Annotated in this window: 13 protein-coding genes; 3 read left to right on the top strand and 10 right to left on the bottom strand. The window is 60.1% G+C overall.

The window, feature by feature from the left end; genetic code table 11:
* The first annotated feature begins 38 nt into the window (after window positions 1-38).
* Complete coding sequence (gene eat, locus C2846_RS15135) at window positions 39-1,442, top strand: ethanolamine permease (protein WP_119701843.1); 1,404 nt, start codon at window positions 39-41, stop codon at window positions 1,440-1,442.
* Window positions 1,443-1,516: 74 nt separating this feature from the next.
* Here the strand turns inward: eat and C2846_RS15130 are convergent, their stop codons facing one another.
* The 6 genes from C2846_RS15130 to C2846_RS15100 all read right to left on the bottom strand — a co-directional run bounded on the left by C2846_RS15130 (window position 1,517) and on the right by C2846_RS15100 (window position 10,898).
* The gene (locus tag C2846_RS15130; RefSeq protein WP_119701842.1) at window positions 1,517-2,002 is read right to left on the bottom strand and encodes a MaoC/PaaZ C-terminal domain-containing protein; all 486 of its coding nucleotides are present in this window, start codon (window positions 2,000-2,002) and stop codon (window positions 1,517-1,519) included.
* A gap of 27 nt (window positions 2,003-2,029) precedes the next feature.
* The gene (locus tag C2846_RS15125; RefSeq protein ID WP_119701841.1) at window positions 2,030-3,955 is read right to left on the bottom strand and encodes a TRAP transporter permease; all 1,926 of its coding nucleotides are present in this window, start codon (window positions 3,953-3,955) and stop codon (window positions 2,030-2,032) included.
* Between the two features lie 72 nt (window positions 3,956-4,027).
* Window positions 4,028-5,233, bottom strand: a complete 1,206-nt coding sequence (locus C2846_RS15120; protein WP_119701840.1) for a TAXI family TRAP transporter solute-binding subunit — start codon at window positions 5,231-5,233, stop codon at window positions 4,028-4,030.
* 401 nt (window positions 5,234-5,634) lie between these two features.
* Complete coding sequence (locus C2846_RS15115) at window positions 5,635-6,168, bottom strand: REP-associated tyrosine transposase (RefSeq protein ID WP_119701839.1); 534 nt, start codon at window positions 6,166-6,168, stop codon at window positions 5,635-5,637.
* A 441-nt stretch (window positions 6,169-6,609) separates the two neighbouring features.
* On the bottom strand, window positions 6,610-7,857 hold the full coding sequence (locus tag C2846_RS15105; RefSeq protein ID WP_119701838.1) for a ribonucleotide-diphosphate reductase subunit beta: 1,248 nt from the start codon (window positions 7,855-7,857) through the stop codon (window positions 6,610-6,612).
* Window positions 7,858-8,015: 158 nt separating this feature from the next.
* The gene (locus C2846_RS15100; RefSeq protein WP_080050193.1) at window positions 8,016-10,898 is read right to left on the bottom strand and encodes a ribonucleoside-diphosphate reductase subunit alpha; all 2,883 of its coding nucleotides are present in this window, start codon (window positions 10,896-10,898) and stop codon (window positions 8,016-8,018) included.
* 439 nt (window positions 10,899-11,337) lie between these two features.
* Here C2846_RS15100 and C2846_RS15095 point away from each other — a divergent pair, with 439 nt between their 5' ends.
* The gene (locus tag C2846_RS15095; protein ID WP_080051708.1) at window positions 11,338-12,054 is read left to right on the top strand and encodes a response regulator; all 717 of its coding nucleotides are present in this window, start codon (window positions 11,338-11,340) and stop codon (window positions 12,052-12,054) included.
* Window positions 12,051-13,649 (top strand): ATP-binding protein, encoded by a 1,599-nt coding sequence (locus C2846_RS15090; protein ID WP_080050194.1) that lies wholly within the window; start codon window positions 12,051-12,053, stop codon window positions 13,647-13,649. Before C2846_RS15095 ends, C2846_RS15090 begins: the two co-directional genes overlap by 4 nt.
* A 10-nt stretch (window positions 13,650-13,659) precedes the next feature.
* On the opposite strand, the gene C2846_RS15085 is transcribed toward C2846_RS15090, so the two are convergent.
* The 4 genes from C2846_RS15085 to C2846_RS15070 all read right to left on the bottom strand — a co-directional run bounded on the left by C2846_RS15085 (window position 13,660) and on the right by C2846_RS15070 (window position 17,401).
* Window positions 13,660-14,283 carry a QsdR family transcriptional regulator gene (locus tag C2846_RS15085; protein ID WP_131038228.1) on the bottom strand — a complete coding sequence of 208 codons (624 nt, stop codon included), beginning with the start codon at window positions 14,281-14,283 and terminating at the stop codon, window positions 13,660-13,662.
* A gap of 195 nt (window positions 14,284-14,478) precedes the next feature.
* Window positions 14,479-15,237 (bottom strand): SDR family oxidoreductase, encoded by a 759-nt coding sequence (locus C2846_RS15080; RefSeq protein WP_080050196.1) that lies wholly within the window; start codon window positions 15,235-15,237, stop codon window positions 14,479-14,481.
* Between the two features lie 200 nt (window positions 15,238-15,437).
* Complete coding sequence (locus tag C2846_RS15075; protein WP_080050197.1) at window positions 15,438-16,298, bottom strand: poly(ethylene terephthalate) hydrolase family protein; 861 nt, start codon at window positions 16,296-16,298, stop codon at window positions 15,438-15,440.
* A gap of 164 nt (window positions 16,299-16,462) precedes the next feature.
* The gene (locus C2846_RS15070; protein ID WP_119701837.1) at window positions 16,463-17,401 is read right to left on the bottom strand and encodes a LysR family transcriptional regulator; all 939 of its coding nucleotides are present in this window, start codon (window positions 17,399-17,401) and stop codon (window positions 16,463-16,465) included.
* Window positions 17,402-17,428: the final 27 nt, after the last annotated feature.

The following is a 17,428-nucleotide window of genomic DNA, read 5'->3' as shown; positions in this document are numbered from 1 at the left end:
GCTCACGTTGTGGTAATCATCTGGGTTGAGGAGTGATCATGTCCCATGACAATCGGGCCTATCTGGCCAAACGGCAGCTCAAGCGCGGCAGTGCAGGAGCCATCCTGCTTGCCGGGTTGGGTGTTTCCTATGTTATTTCCGGTAATTTTGCCGGCTGGAACTTTGGTATTGCAGAGGCGGGCTGGGCCGGCTTCGCTATCGCCGCAGTGCTGATGGCGGTGATGTACCTGACGTTGGTGCTGTCGCTGGCGGAAATGTCGGCGGCGATTCCGGCTGCTGGTGGTGGCTACAGCTTTGCTCGGCAGGCCATGGGCCCGACCGGTGGTTTCTTTACCGGGCTGGCGGTGCTGATCGAGTATGCCCTGGCCCCGGCGGCTATTGTCATCTTCATTGGTGCGGCGGTGGAAGCGCTGATCGGCGTCAACGGCCCCTGGGTCTATGCGGCCTTCTACGCGGTGTTTATTGGTATTCATCTGGCGGGTGTTGGTGAAGCGCTGAAGACCATGATGATCATCAGCGGTCTGGCGGTGTTCGCCATTGTCGCCACGGGGGTCGCGTTGGTGATGCACTTTGATGTGTCCAACCTGTTCGATGTACCGGTCAGCGAAGCCGCTGGTGCCAGTGCATTGCTGCCGCTGGGCTGGTACGGGGTGTGGGCGGCGCTGCCGTTCGCCATGTGGCTGTTCCTGGCTGTCGAGGGCGTGCCGCTGGCTGCCGAAGAGGCCAAGGATCCGGGTCGTGACGTGCCGCGCGGTATCATCGGCGCCATGCTGTTCCTGCTGTTTACCGCGCTGCTGGTCGTGGTGCTGGTGCCGGGTGCTGGTGGTGCCGCCGCCATGGGCGGTAGTGAAGTGCCGCTGGTGGACGCGCTCAACGCCACGGGCCAGGGCGGTCTGGCAACGCTGGTCAACGTGTTGGGTCTGGCCGGTCTGGTGGCCTCGTTCTTCTCGATCATCTACGGCTACAGCCGCCTGGTGTTCGCTCTGTCACGCGCTGGCTACCTGCCCACCTCGTTGTCGCTGACTACCGAGCGCAAAGTACCGGCGCGGGCTCTGATCGTGCCTGGTGTATTCGGCTTTCTGGCTTCGTTGAGTGGTGAGGGCGACCTGATGCTGGCGATGGCGGTGGTGGGCGCTACGGTGTCCTATGCACTGATGGCGTTCAGTCACATCCTGCTGCGGGTACGTCAGCCGGAGCTGCTGAGGCCTTATCGCACCCCGGGCGGGGTCGTGACCTCGAGCATTGCACTGGTGCTGTCGCTGGTGGCGCTGACCGGAGTCTATGCCTTCGACCCGCGTGCGTTCTTCTTCACCCTTGGTCTGTTCGTGATTGGTGCGGTCTACTACTTCGGTTACAGCCGTAAACGCCTGGTACTCAAATCTGCGGACGAAGAGTTTGCCATGCTGGCCAAAGCTGAAGCCGAGTTGGCAGCTACAGCTTGATGGATTGGTAAGAGCGGTAAATGCAAAAAGGGCTACCGATTGGGTAGCCTTTTTGCATGGGGGATTACCAACAGTCATTCCTCCCCAAACGCCCGCGCATCCAGATAAAACAGCCACTCCGCCACCAGCGTAGGGCGTCCATCCTCCAGTTCAAGCTGCACTTGCTGCTTAAGCAAACAGCCGCCATTGGGCTTGTGTACCAGCTCACGGGCACCCACACGCGCCCTAAACTTCACCCCCACCGGCATCTGGCCGACAAAGCGCAACCGATCAAAGCCGTAGTTAAGCGCAAAGTTCTTGTCGATGGCGGGCCGGGCTTTCATGGCTTCGGCGTGCAACTTGATCAGGTGCGACACCTGCAAGAATCCCTGCACGATGGTGCCGCCATAGTCGGGCTCCTGGGAGGCGCGTTGAGGGTCGAGGTGGACCCATTCACCTTCACCGTCGCCGGTCAGTGCGGCGTACTCGTCTACCATCTGCTGGGTGATCACGTGCCAGTCGGACAGGTGGTCCTGGCCATTCAGTACGGCCGTTTCAAAATCGCTGCGTAGCGTGTTCATGTTTACCTCGTTCCATTATCGGGGTTGTCAGGCCAGCCCTGGCTTGCTTCGGTTCTGCTGCCAGACCATGGCGACCAGCAGCGCTGAAAACACGCCGCCGATCAGGGTTGTGATCAGGCCTGGGAAGCTGAAGGCGAAGCCTGCGGCAACCATGGGTAACCGCTGCCAGGGTTTCAGCAAGCCAGCTCCGAGCAGGTAGCCCTCCAGACCGCCGGAAATCAACATGATGCCGACGATGATCGAGGGTAATACGTAAACCAGTGGTGTCAGATCGCCCTGCAGAACCAGCGCGGGCTGGAACAGGAAAAACAGCGGCACAAAGTAGATGACAATGCCCAGGCGCATGGCGGTGAAGGAGGTTCTCATCGGCCTGGCTCCGGCTATGGTGCCAGCCAGAAAAGCCGCGGCGCCGACCGGTGGGGTGATGGCCGAGAGCATGGCGTAGTAGACAATAAAAAAGTGCACAGCAATGGTGTTCAGCCCGCCGACTTCAATAATGGCTGGGGCCAGGGTGACGGCCAGAAAGATATAGGCCACGATGGCCAGGCCGGCCATGCCCATGATGAAGCAGGCGATGATGCCGAACAGGATCACCAGAAACACGTTGTCGCCGCCCAGACTCACCAAGCCGGATGTCACCGAGCCGGTGACGCCGGTAATGGTCAAGGCGCTGACCACAAAGGCGATTGGCAGGATGATGGCGGCGGTCTGGGTGACCAGTACGCCGATCTGCCGAATCGCGCTGAACAGGCGGGCGGGCGTGAGGCGGGTCTCCTTGCGCAGGAATGACAGGCCGATCATCAGGATGCAGGCGTACCAGGGCGTGTAGTACTCCCAGCGCATATACAGCAGCCCCCACATGAGAAACAACATCACGAACAGGAAGGGCCAGCCGCTCAGCAGCACCTTGCGGGTGGAGGGCAGTTCGTCCTTCGGCATGCCCTTGATGCCGGTGCGGGCGGCATAGGCATCGACCTGCAGGATCAGGCCGAAGTAGAACAGTAATGATGGCAGGATCGCAGCGATCATGATCACCGCATAATCCACGCCGATGGTGATGGCCATAACAAAAGCGATGGCGCCCATTACCGGCGGCATGACCACACCACCGGTGGAGGCGCAGGCCTCGATGGCGCCGGCGTAGTGGGGCGGATAGCCGGCTTTTTTCATGGTCGGGATGGTGATGGAGCCGGTGCCGGCGATATTGGAAAAGATCGAGCCGGACAGGCTGCCCATAAAGGCGCTGGCCACCACAGCCACCTTGGCCGGACCGCCGCGATAGCGGCCGAAACTGGCGTTAGCCAGATCGATGAAGAAGGTTCCCGCTCCGGTCGCCAGCAGAATCCCGGCAAACACCAGAAAGCCGAGGATGATCTCGGCAACGATCTTGGTGGTGATGCCCATCATGCCTTCGGCGCGGAAGATGTAAGACTCCAGCATGTGGTCGAACTGATAGGGCACGCCCATGATCAGCCCAGGGAAATGGTTGGCGACCAGCGGGTAGAGTCCGATCACCAGCACCACCAGCAGAAACGGCAGGCCGCCACTGCGCCGGGCCAGCTCCATCATCAACAACCAGACAACAATGCCCAGATACAGGCTGCTCCAGCCAGCCTGGACCATTTCCCAGGCGTTGGTGGCAAAGTAAAAGCTCACGGCCAAGATGGCGATAGCCGCGAGGATGTCATAAACCGGTATCTTCGACTGACCGGACTTGGCAGGCAGGGCCAGAAAGGCGGCTGCGGCGAAGAAGCCAATGAAGATCCAGTAGTACTCACCTTCTAGCATGCGTCGGCCGTCCCAGGTCAAACCGAAGATATAGGCTATCCCGGTGACCAGCCCGCAGACGCTGAGCAGCACAAAGGCAATGCTCTGCCACGAATACGCCTCACCCAGCCGAGTGACCTCGTTACCCTGTGCAGCTTCTTCAGCAGTGATGGTGTCGGTGTTCATGGTGATCCTTTTTCAGGCCCGGTTTATGACGACGCTGGTCATGACAACCCTGGGTATGGCGTGCTTTTTTGATCAAAGACGGGTACGGAAGCCTTCCAGCCCGTGCGTATGCTTTTCCACAATGGCCATAAAGGCTTGGTTGTTTCTGCCCGGTTGGATTCCCTTTTCTTTGGCCTCATCCAGGGCCGCCTGCCTGGCGGAGATCCAGCTGTCCATCTTCTCGATAGCCTCCTGATTCCAGCGGTCGTCCTCCTCGGTCCAGGCACCGATCTCCTTCAGGTAGCGGACAGTGCCCTCGTGAATGGGGAGAGGGGAGCGGTCCAGGTAGTCTCGGAACACCTCCAGGCTCATCCGTGTGGACAGCGGGTGGGAGCCCTTGTAGCGATCAAAGGCCTGGTGAAACCACCTGGCCAGGGTGTAGGCGAGGGCTTCGTCGAGATCCGCTGGTGCGGCGTAGAGGAAGTTCGAGGCGAGGCCATCCACGCCTCTGGCGCTGGCAACGCCCATGGTGATGGGGCCGGGTACGGCCATGGGACTGTGCTCGAGGAAGCGTTGCCATCCCGCTTCGTCATCCAGATCCATGGCGAGCCAGCGAATGCCACCGGGCGCACCTTCCAACTCGGCCATTACTGAACTGACGGATGCGCAATAGGCCACGTCGGCTCGGCCTTCAATCACCGACCGGCAGTTTTCGACATAGCTGCTGGCGGCGATAAAGTTGAAGTGTGTGGCGCTTTCCTCTGGGGTCATACCCAGGAAAGCCGGGAGCCCGTCCCTGACGGTGGTCATCATCGGGATCGAGAATTGCCCTTGGGCAACCCGCAGACCGCTGCGTTTGAGATCGTCCATGCTGTGCAGATCGGAATCGCCTGCGACGACGAAGGTCCAGGGCGTATCGTTGTGATGCCAGATGACGCGTTGTGGGACCGGCATCATGGTGGCGTAGTGACCGATGCCCTGGATTTGAAAGCGCAGTTCAGCGGCAGAAACCGAGCTCAGCAGCAGATCGCGCCGCTCGGTAAGGCGCCGATGCCGCTGGATTTCGCTGTCTTCCGGCACGACGCGGACGTTGGAGCCCAGCTCTTGCTGCAGCATTGGCCCCCAGCCATTGGTCGAGGCAAAGCTGCCGCTGGAGGTGCCGGGGGTGCCTATCACCAGCAGGTGCGGCATGTCGTAGGCCTCAGCCTCTGCATGGGCCAGGCTGGTGCTGCCAAACGCAAGCAGACCCGCAAGTGACAGGCATGCAGCCAACCGAGGCTTTGGCGGTGCGATCCTCATGAGCGTCTCCGATGGTTTTATTTTTATCGTGATTGCTCGTCCCTGCTCTTCACTGACAACTAGCCAATCCAAGCTACGGTTGATGCTCTGTCAGTGTCAATAAAGCGGGTCTTCCATCAGGCTGGAGAAAAAACCTGATTCACGTGGTGAATGACAGGCGAGTTGACAGGTTTGTATTGTGGTAGTGACTATCGATCCGCGTGCTGTCATTCGCGACGGGGCCGTCGCTCCTACTGATATACGCAGATATGATGTGTGCGGATATCGACTACAGGGCGCTGGAGCGTCCGGAGTAACGTTCCCACGCAGAGCGTGGGAACGATCGTGTGGGAGTGGCCACAAAATTTGATGGCTCCCATGCTCTGCGTGGGAGCCAGCCGGGGCTGAGATTCTCTGGGGTACTAACCCCAGCGGTCCACCTCAATCAGTCCTTGTTCTCCGATGTAATTTCTAGCGCTCGAATAACGCCAGTGCTCCGCCCTGTCCACATAGCCTCGTTTCACGGGGTTGAGGTGGATATAGTCGAGTTTTTCCCGCATCACTGCTTCGCTGCATACCAACTCTGCGTGAGAGCCTTCCTGCCAAAGCTGGTAGGTCCGGTCGACCTTGTGGGTGCGCTTGTATTGGCGCAGCCGTTGCAGAGCCTGCCAGGGGCCGTTGTGTTCCAGATGGTCGATGATTCGCCGAGCAGTGTAAGACTTGAAGGCGCTGACCCGTTTGGGTAAGTCAGGAGATTGCGCCACGAAGTGCAGATGATTCTCCAGCACGACATAGCCATACAGGCGCAGGTCTTGGTGGGTTCGTTGATGGCGCCAGCAATCGAGCAGTATCTCGACAAGGACCGGGCGGGTGAACAGTGGCAGCCACTCCACCACCGTGCAGGTCAGAAAATGTGGCTGGTCTGGTTCGCAGATGAGGTAACGGCTACGGCCCATAAGTTCTTCCTTGAACTTGACTGAAGGGGACGCGGAGCGTCCTGGGGGTGTTCCCACGCAGAGCGTGGGAACGATCGTACACTGCAGTACCGGAGCACCGGTAGGAGCGCTCTGCGAGCGCGAATGGGTTTGGGGCCGCTGGTAATCTGTNTGAACAGTGGCAGCCACTCCACCACCGTGCAGGTCAGAAAATGTGGCTGGTCTGGTTCGCAGATGAGGTAACGGCTACGGCCCATAAGTTCTTCCTTGAACTTGACTGAAGGGGACGCGGAGCGTCCTGGGGGTGTTCCCACGCAGAGCGTGGGAACGATCGTACACTGCAGTACCGGAGCACCGGTAGGAGCGCTCTGCGAGCGCGAATGGGTTTGGGGCCGCTGGTAATCTGTTTCGCGGCCGCAGGCCGCTCCTACCGAACATTGCAGGGAAGCCGGGTGGCTTATATCAATCCCAGGTCAGTGCCCCACCAGTCTGATACTCGATCACGCGGGTTTCGAAGAAGTTCTTCTCTTTCTTCAGGTCCATGATCTCGCTCATCCACGGGAACGGGTTGCTGGTGCCTGGGTATTCTTCCTTCAGGCCGATCTGGGTCAGGCGGCGGTTGGCGATGAACTTGAGGTAGTCCTCCATCATCGCGGCGTTCATGCCCAGTACTCCACGCGGCATGGTGTCGCGGGCGTATTCGATTTCCAGTTGGGTACCCTGCAGGATCATCTGGGTTGCCTCGTCCTTCATCTGGGCGTCCCACAGGTGCGGGTTTTCGATCTTGATCTGGTTGATCACGTCGATGCCGAAGTTCAGGTGCATGGACTCGTCGCGCAGGATGTACTGGAACTGCTCGGCGACGCCGGTCATCTTGTTGCGCCGGCCCATGGACAGGATCTGGGTAAAGCCGCAGTAGAAGAACACGCCTTCGAGTACGCAGTAGTAGGCGATCAGGTTGCGCAGCAGTTCCTTGTCGGTTTCCACGGTACCGGTGTTGAAGGTCGGGTCGGAGATGGCGCGGGTGTACTTGAGGCCCCAGGCGGCCTTTTTCGCGACGCTGGGGATCTCGTGGTACATGTTGAAGATTTCGCCTTCATCCATGCCCAGTGACTCGATGCAGTACTGGTAGGCGTGGGTGTGGATCGCTTCTTCGAAGGCCTGGCGCAGGATGTACTGGCGGCATTCGGGGTTGGTGATCAGGCGGTAGACGGCCAGTACCAGGTTGTTGGCGACCAGTGAGTCGGCGGTGGAGAAAAAGCCGAGGTTGCGCTTGACGATGCGGCGCTCGTCTTCGGTGAGGCCGTCGGCGCTTTTCCACAGGGCGATGTCGGCGGTCATGTTGACCTCTTGCGGCATCCAGTGGTTGGCGCAGCCGTCGAGGTATTTCTGCCAGGCCCAGTCGTATTTGAAGGGTACGAGCTGGTTGAGGTCGGCGCGGGCGTTGATCATTTGCTTGTCGCCAACCTGTACCCGTGCGGCAGCACCTTCAAGATCGTCGAGGCCTTCCTGGATGTCGAGCTGGTCAAGCGCGGCTTTGGCGCGCGCTACCGCGTCGGAGTCGTCGGCATTGACCTGGCGGGCATCTTCAACGGCGCTGCTGGCCTGGTCGTTGAGGGCGTTGTTGGCCTGGGCCGGTTGGGCGCTCTGGGCGGCCGCTGCCGGAGTGGCGGGTTGGTCTTCTTTGTCGAATTCGTCCCAGCTGAGCATGGTGGGGCTCCCTTTTTGAATTGGTTCGGTGTCTGCCTGGTTGTCGCTGAGCGAGTGAGCGCTAGGCGCCGTGGCTGCCGGACCCGGGAGCGTACTGGAGTACGTGACCGGGTTCGGCTGGCGCGGCAACAACGCGGGCGCCGCTCAGATACGTGCGTTTACTGACAAGCCTCGCAATCGGGGTCATCAATCGAACACGCCTGCGGCACCGGTGCCGGGCCGGCTGGTGCAGCGTTTGCCGCTGGCGCACTGCCGCTGGATACGGCGTTGAGCTTGCCCGTGTTGACTGTGGACTTCTCGGTGCTGGTGGCGGCCAGGGCGCGCAGGTAGTAGGTGGTTTTCAGACCACGGAACCAGGCCATGCGGTAGGTCACATCCAGCTTCTTGCCGCTGGCACCGGAGATGTACAGGTTCAGTGACTGGGCCTGGTCGATCCACTTCTGGCGGCGGCTGGCGGCTTCGACGATCCACTTGGTGTCGACTTCGAAGGCTGTCGCGTACAGGGCCTTGAGGTCATCGGGGATGCGGTCGATCTGCTGTACCGAGCCGTCGTAGAACTTGAGGTCGTTGACCATGACCGGATCCCACAGGTTGCGGGCCTTGAGGTCGCGTACCAGGTAGGGGTTGATCACGGTGAACTCACCGGACAGGTTCGATTTGACGTACAGGTTCTGGTAGGTCGGCTCGATCGACTGCGATACGCCGGTAATGTTGGCGATGGTCGCGGTCGGGGCGATGGCCATGATGTTGGAGTTGCGGATGCCTTTCTTGACCCGTTCGCGTACCGGTGCCCAGTCCAGAGTCTGGCTGCGGTCGACGTCGATGTACTGCTGGCCGCGCTGCTCGGTGAGGATGTCCAGCGAGTCGAGCGGCAGGACGCCCTGGCTCCACAACGAACCATCAAAGCTGGAGTAGGCGCCGCGCTCATCGGCCAGATCGCACGAGGCCTGGATGGCGAAGTAGCTGATCGCTTCCATCGACTGGTCAGCAAAGGCTACGGCAGCGTCCGAGCCATAGGCGATGTGTTGCAGGTACAGAGCGTCCTGGAAGCCCATCAGGCCGAGGCCGACCGGGCGGTGTTTGAGGTTGGAGTTCTTCGCCTGCGGCACGCTGTAATAGTTGATGTCGATGACGTTATCGAGCATGCGTACAGCGGTCTTGACGGTGCGCTCAAGCTTGGCAGTGTCCAGCTTGCCATCGACGATGTGCTGCGGCAGGTTGATTGAGCCCAGGTTACACACGGCGATTTCGTCGGCCGAGGTGTTCAGGGTGATCTCGGTGCACAGGTTGGAACTGTGGACTACACCGGCGTGCTGCTGCGGGCTGCGCAGGTTGCAGGCGTCCTTGAAGGTCAGCCAGGGATGACCGGTTTCGAACAGCATGCTGAGCATCTTGCGCCACAGGTCGCGGGCCTGGATGGTTTTGTACAGCTTGATCTTGCCGTACTCGATCAGGGCTTCGTAATACTCGTAACGCTCTTCGAAGGCCTTGCCGGTCAGGTCATGCAGGTCAGGCACGTCCGAGGGCGAGAACAGGGTCCACTGGCCGTCATCGAACACTCGCTTCATGAACAGGTCGGGAATCCAGTTGGCGGTGTTCATGTCGTGGGTACGGCGGCGGTCGTCACCGGTGTTCTTGCGCAGTTCGAGGAATTCCTCGATGTCCAGGTGCCAGGTTTCCAGGTAGGCACACACGGCGCCCTTGCGCTTGCCGCCCTGGTTGACGGCTACGGCGGTGTCGTTGACCACTTTCAGGAAGGGAACAACGCCCTGGGATTTGCCGTTGGTGCCCTTGATGTAGGAGCCCAGCGCGCGCACCGGGGTCCAGTCGTTACCCAGGCCGCCAGCGAATTTGGACAGCAGGGCGTTGTCGCGCAGGGCGTCGTAGATGCCGCCCAGGTCGTCGGGAACGGTGGTCAGGTAGCAGGACGACAGCTGTGAACGCAGGGTGCCGGCGTTGAACAGGGTCGGGGTCGAGGCCATGTAGTCGAAGCTCGACAGCAGTCGGTAGAACTCGATGGCGCGCTCGTTCTTCTGCGGCTCTTCGATGGCCAGGCCCATGGCCACGCGCATGAAGAAAATCTGCGGCAGTTCGAAGCGGGTGCCGTCCTTGTGAATGAAGTAGCGGTCGTACAGGGTCTGCAGGCCCAGGTAGGCGAACTGCTGGTCGCGCTCGTGGTCGATGGCGGCGCCCAGTTGCTCAAGATCGAACTCGGCCAGTTGCGGATCGAGCAGTTCGAACTCGACGCCTTTGGCAACGTAAGCTTTGAGTGCCGGGGCGTAGAGTTCGGCCATTTCATGGTGGGTGGCGCGTTCGGCTACGCCGAGGAAGCCCAGAGCTTCGGCACGCAGGGTATCGAGTAGCAGGCGGGCGGTGACCTGGCTGTAGTTCGGCTCGCGTTCGACCAGTGTGCGGGCGGTCATCACCAGTGCGGTGTTGACGTCCTTGAGGGTGACGCCGTCGTACAGGTTTTTCAGGGTGTCGCGTTCGATCAGGGCGGCATCGACTTCGGCCAGACCTTCGCAAGCTTCGCTGATCAGGGTGCGCAGGCGGCCCATGTCCAGTGGTGCCTGGCTACCGTCATCCAGGGTTACGCGGATGCTCGGGTGTGCCTCGACCGGCTGCTCGTGTTGACGGGCCTGACGCTGGCGGGCGTGCTCTTCACGGTACAGAACGTAGGCGCGAGCAACCTTTTGCTCGCCAGAGCGCATCAGCGCCAATTCAACCTGATCCTGAATTTCTTCGATGTGCAGGGTGCCGCCGGAAGGCATGCGGCGACGGAAAGTGGCACTGATAGCTTCGGAGAGTTCATCGACGGTAGCGCGGATGCGCGATGAAGCGGCGGCCTGGCCGCCCTCAACGGCGAGAAACGCCTTGGTCATGGCGATCTTGATCTTGTCGTCGGTATAGGCCACCAGGGTGCCGTTGCGCTTGATTACACGTAGTTGGCCGGGAGCCGTCAGAAGAACGTCTTCGCCGCTCTGCTGTTCGAGGCCTGGCTGACCGGGTGTCTGGCTGGTGGTCGAGGTCGAGGTGTGCATGGCGTCTCCTTGGCTTGGCCTGTAACACTATATCTGGTTTGGAGTAGCCCTACGGTTTTAGCCGGCGGGCTTGAAACGGGCGCGCTGAACGTATTGAAGAGATGTTGCTCCAGGCTATTGACAAGACCTGGTTTTTTAGGTTTTTGGTCAATATATGGGGCTGGTTGCGCGTTTCGACACAAGATAGTGTGTATTTTTACTCTGCGCAAGTCTGGGATTTGCGTCGGATTTATGGCATGTCCCGGGGGCTGTGGCAGGTTTGGTGGCGTGGCGGCAGTAAGTACGCGGGTTGTAGCCCTGGCCGGCTGTTCACTACATGTAGTGTTCCGGTTTTGGCAATGAACGTACCGCTTTCTGCCTGGTCGGGTTGTGGGTATTTGGCTACGGCGTTGCTACAATCGCCGCTCTTGTGGCGATGACGATGGCGTTGGATATGGGTATGGCGACTGATAGCGAACACATTCTGATTGTCGAAGATGACCACAAGCTGGCTGCGCTGATCGCCGAGTTTCTGCAGACCAATGGTTTGCAGGTGGCCATTGAGGCGGATGGGCGGCAGGCTGTGGGGCGTATTCAAACCAGCCCTCCGGCGCTGGTCGTACTGGATATCATGCTGCCAGGCATGGATGGCCTGGAGGTATGTCGGCAGGTTCGTGAAGGCGGCTATGCTGGTGCCATTCTGATGCTGACTGCGCGCAGTGAGGATGAGGACCACATCAAGGGGCTGGAGTTGGGGGCGGATGATTACGTCAACAAGCCCGTCCGCCCGCAGGTGTTGCTGGCTCGGATTCGGGCACTGCTGCGCCGCCGTCAGGACGCCGAACCTGCAGGGGCACCGAGTCGCCTGGAGTTTGGCAAGTTGGTGATCGATCATGTGCGCCGTGAGGCCTGGCTGGCTGGTGAACTGATCGACCTGACTGGTGCCGAGTTCGATCTGCTCTGGTTGCTGGCCAGCAACGCTGGTCGCATCCTCAGCCGCGAAGAAACCTTCATCGCCCTGCGTGGCATTGAGTATGACGGTCAGGACCGTTCCATCGATGTGCGCATTTCCCGCATCCGGCCAAAAATCGGTGATGACCCGGATATGCCGCGGATGATCAAGACTGTGCGCAGCAAGGGGTACCTGTTCGTCGTGCCCGAGTCCGGTCCCGCGTGAACTCGATCTTTCTGCGGATTTATGGCGGCATGCTGCTGGTACTGGTCGCCGTTTCGCTGCTGGCTTTGCTCAGTATTCGCATGATCAATGATGTGCGGGTTGAGGATTACCGTGAACGGATCGCCAGCGGTACCTTTCGGCTGATGGCGGACAACCTGGAGCCCATGGATACCGCCGAGCGGCTCAAGGCCCTGGCGGTCTGGACCCGGTTGATCGGGGTACCGCTTGAACTGAAGCCGTTGTCCGATCTGGGGTTGGAGTCGAGTGCCTGGGCCCGGTTGATCCGGGGGCAGGTGCTGGTAAGGCCAACCGGTCCCCAACAGGTGCGAGTCTATAGTCTGGTTGATTTGTCAGAAGAGGTGGTGTTGACCACCGATATTCAACGCATTTCCGAACAGTTGGGCCGGGCTACGTTATTTTTGATCGCCGATGAACTGGTCAGGCATCCGGAAGCCGATATGCCTGCGCGGCTGCAGCGGCTGCGCCGCGAGAAAGGGTTTGGTTACCCGCTACAGCTTACCCGGATGCACGAGGCGGATCTGGATCTGGATCAGATTCGCCGGCTCGATGAGAGTGATACCGTCATGGCCCTGGGGCCGGAAGGGGACTCGGTGCTGCTGTATCTGAAAATTCCTGATACCCAGTGGGTGCTTAGTCTGGGACCGCTGTACCAGATGCGTGACTACCCGCCAGAGATGCTGCTGATCACCGGGGTTCTGGTTCTAACCCTGAGCGGTCTGCTGATCTATCTGCTGGTGCGCCAACTTGAGCAGCGGCTGATGAGCCTGGAGGCGGCGGCTACCGATCTGGCTCGAGGCAAGCTTGAGGCGCGGGTGGAGCCGCGCGGCAACGATGCAGTGGGACAACTGGGTAAAACCTTTAATGATATGGCCAACCATCTACAGCGTCTGATGCGCATTCAGCGGGAAATGATCGGTGCCGTATCGCATGAGTTGCGGACCCCGGTGGCGCGTTTGCGCTTTGGTCTGGAAATGGTTGAAACCGCGGGTAGTGAAGCGGATTTGCAGCGTTATCTTGAGGGTATGGATGCTGATCTGACTGAACTGGACAAGCTGGTGGACGAGATTCTGACCTACGCCCGGCTGGAGCAGGGGGCTCCTGCGCTGGTGCTCGAGGCGACAGATCTGCCTGCCCTGGTTGACCGGGTGATAGCAGAGTTAGCGCCACTCAAGCCTGACATTCGACTTGAGCATCGGGATCTGACTCATGGGGCCGGATATGCAGTTGATGCCGAGCGACGCTACCTGCAGCGGGCGGTGATCAACCTGGCCAGCAATGCTCTCAGGCATGCGAGTACCCGGGTTCGAGTGACCACGCTGGTGCAGTCGGGACGCTGCCGGGTGATGGTCGAGGATGATGGCCCCGGGATTCCCGAAGCTTACCGCGAGCGTATTTTTACCCCGTTCCTGCGTCTGGATGACAGCCGTACACGCTCATCCGGTGGCTATGGGTTGGGGTTGTCGATTGTGCGGCGGGTCATCTACTGGCATCAGGGCCGAGCCCATGTGGAAAGCTCGGCTGATCTTGGGGGGGCCTGTTTCGTGCTGGACTGGCCGGCGACCAGGCCCGTGTAAGGTTCTGGCTTTAGTTGCTGTGGCCGTTTACCAGCAGACGAAAGGCCGTACTGGCTGGCCCTGGGTTGGGTTCGCGACCACAAACCAGGTCACAGTAGATCGCCCCTTCACCAATTTTGATGATGTAGAACGCCAGGCTTTCGGCATCCATTTCCGGTTTGATCAGGCCTGCGGCGATCTGCTGTTCGAACAGCTCAGTCCAGGTATCGATCAACCGTTGCTGCAGTCCGGAAATGTGCGAGGTGAGCAGTTGCAGCGCCCATTGCGGTTCGTTATGCAGGAAGTCGTGCAGCGGCTTGGCGTCGATCAGGGCGACATTGATGTCAGTATAGATCTGGGTCAGAAAATCGATGCCCTTGAGCTCGGGTGTGGCTTCGGCACGCTCAATGGCCTGATCGTAGATACCCTTATACAGAGACCAGAGGATTTCACCCATCAACAGATCCTTGTTGCCGACCCAGCGCATCAAGGTGGCACGTCCGATGCCCAGTTCTTCCGCCAGCAGCGACAGGTTCAGCCGCCGCCCCTCCAGCCACCAGCGCCGGGCCATGCGGAAGGCGGTAATGGGCGTTGCCCGTTCATCCGACTTTCGCTGGGACAGAGCAAGGGCTAGCGGGGTGGGGGAGATGCTCATGATGTGGTGGCCTGTTCAAGTGTTCAGAGTGTATTGTCACTTTCTATGGTAGCAACAACGATACCATGAGTAAAAGTGTACCAGGTGTGATCCATGCCAGGTTTGATGCCTTCGGCATGATCTTGAGTCACACAATGAATGCACTTTTGGTCTTATTTGGTCGCTGAACGGAATTCGCTGTTGTCTCGGCAGGGTTCAACCGCGCCCGATAAAGGGCATTTTGGTAGCCATGATGGTCATGAACTGCACGTTGGTTGCCAGCGGCAGTTCGGCCATCTGCACTACTGCCTGGGCGACATGCTCGACATCCATCACCGGCTCGGCAGCAATTTCGCCATTGGCCTGCGGCACGCCGCGCTGCATCGGAATGGCCATGTCGGTAGCCGCGTTGCCGATATCGATCTGGCCGCAGGCGATGTTGTAGCGTCGGCCATCGAGTGAGGTCGATTTGGTCAGGCCGGTCATGGCGTGCTTGGTCGAGGTATAAGGGGCCGAGTTGGGTCGCGGTGCATGGGCGGAAATCGAGCCATTGTTGATGATCCGTCCACCCATGGGATCCTGGCTTTTCATCATTTTGAAGGCTTGCTGGGTACAGAGAAAGGCACCAGTCAGGTTGGTCTCGACGGTGGCCTGCCAGTGGGCGAATGACAGATCCTCCAAGGGCACGGGTGGGGCTCCGGTTCCGGCATTGTTGAATAGCAGGTCAAGCCGGCCGAAGCGCTCCCGAGTGGCGTTGAACAGGGCCTGGACTGACTCCGGGGCACGCACGTCGGTCACTTGGGCCAGGCCATTGGCGGCCAGTTCACCGGCGCTCTCGAGTACAGCGTCCAGTGTTTCCTGGCGGCGTCCTGCCAGGACAACACAATAACCGGCCCGCAGCAGGGCAAGGCTGGTGGCTTTGCCGATGCCGCTACCGGCTCCAGTGACAATGGCTACTTTGCTGGCTGAGTTCATGGCGGCTCCAATCGAGTGTCCGGGCAAATGGATAATGGTTCAAAAGGTAGCATGCCAGGTCAGGCAGGGGGCAGGGGACGGATTGTGGAAATGTCGCACTATAAGGGAAGTGCTGATTAAAGCTGATTAAATCAGTTTCGGACACTTTCAGGGGATTAGGGCGTTCCCACGCATAGCGTGGGAACGATCAAGCAACTCTCTTAGTTGATCCCTTTGCGCCGTACGGTCCAGCCACGGTCATTGCACAGACCGCAGTTGTTGCCGTAGAAGGTGCCCTCGGCGTTGTTGTCTTCCATCAGGTGATAGCGGAACCAGGCGGTTGATGGGCCACGATAGCCACCGGCGCTGCCAACCGGCTCGAAGTGCCCGGCCGAGTTCAGCTCACCCCAGAACACCGGAACATTGGCGCGGTTGTAGACCGGCAGGGCGTTGAGGGTGGGTGATGCAATGGTGTCGCGTCCACCGGTCATCAGGAACATCGGGCCGTTCTGGTTACTTTGCGATGAACTGCTATGGCCCAGACCCAGGGTGTAGGGCTGGAATGGCGCTGTGACGCTGATGCGGCTGTCCTGGCCGGCCATGATGGTACCGCCGCCACCCTGTGAGTGCCCGGCAGCGCCAACCCGGTTGATATCCAGGCGGCCGGCGTAGGTGCCGGTAGTGCGGTTATGTTGCTGGATGATGTAGCTCAGGCAGCTGAGCATGGCCTGGCCGGTGCCGGCATTGCTGGTGTTGGCGGCAACGACTACGAAGCCGTGGCTGGCCCAGTGATTGAGCAGGCTGCTGTAGGTGCTTGGCGAAGCACCGGTGCCATTGCCCCAGATGATGATCGGGTGTTGCACACCGTTTTGTCCCAGAGTGCGTGGCCGGTAGGCGGTACAACTGAGTCCGGCGCTTTCGCTGGTGGTGCTGAATGGGCCGCTGGCGGCGAAGTCGGAGACGCCGGGGAAGCCGGTGCCGGTATCGCCACCAGGGCCTGGGTCGGGGTTGGTAGCCCAGGCGCTGGAGGCCAGCGCCAGGCCCAGAGCGAGAGTGGAAAGCTTCAATGCAGGTGTTTTCATATCGGTTACCGTTCAACTGTTGTTATTCAAGGTTGTTGAGCGCTATGGCCGGGTCCGCACCAACTGCAGAGCTCGAGCGGCTGAACGGTAACACTGTCGGCGGCTGATGAAAGTCGCCTATTCGGGTTAATGGCAAGGTCGCGCCAGGCCGCGAACGGCCTGGCTTAGAGCTTGTTTGCGCGCTGTTCAATCCTGGCGCTGACGCCTTCCAGGGTGGCAAATGAGGTGTCTTTGGCGGTGAGCAGAAAGTCCTGCAGGTAGGACATCTCCAGCATATCTTCGCGTACAGCGGCGTAGAGCGTGCCGAACAGACCGTCTGGACCCAGCGGTCTGGCACTGACGTAACCGCGTTGCAGGTATTCGGCCAGGGCCCAGTTGGGCAGGCAACTGACACCGCGTCCAGAGGCCACCAGTTGCAGCATCATTACGGTCAGTTCGGCCGTGCGGATGGCCTGGGGGTCGATGCCGGCCGGGTCGAGAAATTGTTTGAAAATGTCTAGTCGATCACGGTCTACCGGGTAAGTGATCAGGGTCTCGTCCGCCAGGTCGGCGGGTTCAATATAGGCGCGGCTGGCCAGTGGATGCTGGTTGCTGACTGCCAGCAGGGCTTCATAGGTGAACAGCGGTACGTAACTCAGGCCCGGAATATCCTGAGGGTCGGAGGTCACCACCAGATCCAGGTCGCCGCGTGCCAGCGCTGGCAGCGGGGCGAAGAAGAAGCCCGAGGCGAAGTCGACTTCGACCTCCGGCCAGGCGTTGCGGAACTGGTCGATGGTTGGCATCAACCACTGGAAACAGCTGTGACATTCGATTGCCATGTGCAGGCGCCCGGCCTGGCCGCCAGCCAGTCGCTGCAGGTCGCGCTCGGCTTGGCGCAACTGCGGCAGCAGGTTGTCGGCCAGACGCAATAGTCGCAGACCGGCGCTGGTGAAGCGCACCGGCTTGGTCTTGCGTACGAACAGTGGCAGGCCCAGGCGCTCTTCAAGATCCTTGAGTTGATGCGACAGCGCCGATTGGGTCAGATGCAGGCGTTCGGCGGCTTCCACCAGACTGTCGGCTTCGCGCAGGGTGGCCAGGGTGCGCAGATGGCGGATTTCAAGCATGGTCGGGTTACTACTCATTATGAGGGA

This window comes from Pseudomonas jilinensis (assembly GCF_003586265.1).
GTDB lineage: Bacteria > Pseudomonadota > Gammaproteobacteria > Pseudomonadales > Pseudomonadaceae > Halopseudomonas > Halopseudomonas phragmitis.
This window is presented reverse-complemented; position numbering and strand designations above follow the sequence as displayed.

What these genes read in the sequence shown, in the direction of transcription:
- C2846_RS15130 (WP_119701842.1), bottom strand. Translation starts at nt 2,002, where the DNA reads ATGAACACGCTACGCAGCGATTTTGAAACGGCCGTACTGAATGGCCAG.
- C2846_RS15070 (WP_119701837.1), bottom strand. Translation starts at nt 17,401, where the DNA reads ATGCTTGAAATCCGCCATCTGCGCACCCTGGCCACCCTGCGCGAAGCC.
- C2846_RS15100 (WP_080050193.1), bottom strand. Translation starts at nt 10,898, where the DNA reads ATGCACACCTCGACCTCGACCACCAGCCAGACACCCGGTCAGCCAGGC.
- C2846_RS15080 (WP_080050196.1), bottom strand. Translation starts at nt 15,237, where the DNA reads ATGAACTCAGCCAGCAAAGTAGCCATTGTCACTGGAGCCGGTAGCGGC.
- C2846_RS15105 (WP_119701838.1), bottom strand. Translation starts at nt 7,857, where the DNA reads ATGCTCAGCTGGGACGAATTCGACAAAGAAGACCAACCCGCCACTCCG.
- C2846_RS15085 (WP_131038228.1), bottom strand. Translation starts at nt 14,283, where the DNA reads ATGAGCATCTCCCCCACCCCGCTAGCCCTTGCTCTGTCCCAGCGAAAG.
- C2846_RS15120 (WP_119701840.1), bottom strand. Translation starts at nt 5,233, where the DNA reads ATGAGGATCGCACCGCCAAAGCCTCGGTTGGCTGCATGCCTGTCACTT.
- C2846_RS15115 (WP_119701839.1), bottom strand. Translation starts at nt 6,168, where the DNA reads ATGGGCCGTAGCCGTTACCTCATCTGCGAACCAGACCAGCCACATTTT.
- eat (WP_119701843.1), top strand. Translation starts at nt 39, where the DNA reads ATGTCCCATGACAATCGGGCCTATCTGGCCAAACGGCAGCTCAAGCGC.
- C2846_RS15125 (WP_119701841.1), bottom strand. Translation starts at nt 3,955, where the DNA reads ATGAACACCGACACCATCACTGCTGAAGAAGCTGCACAGGGTAACGAG.
- C2846_RS15095 (WP_080051708.1), top strand. Translation starts at nt 11,338, where the DNA reads ATGGCGACTGATAGCGAACACATTCTGATTGTCGAAGATGACCACAAG.
- C2846_RS15075 (WP_080050197.1), bottom strand. Translation starts at nt 16,298, where the DNA reads ATGAAAACACCTGCATTGAAGCTTTCCACTCTCGCTCTGGGCCTGGCG.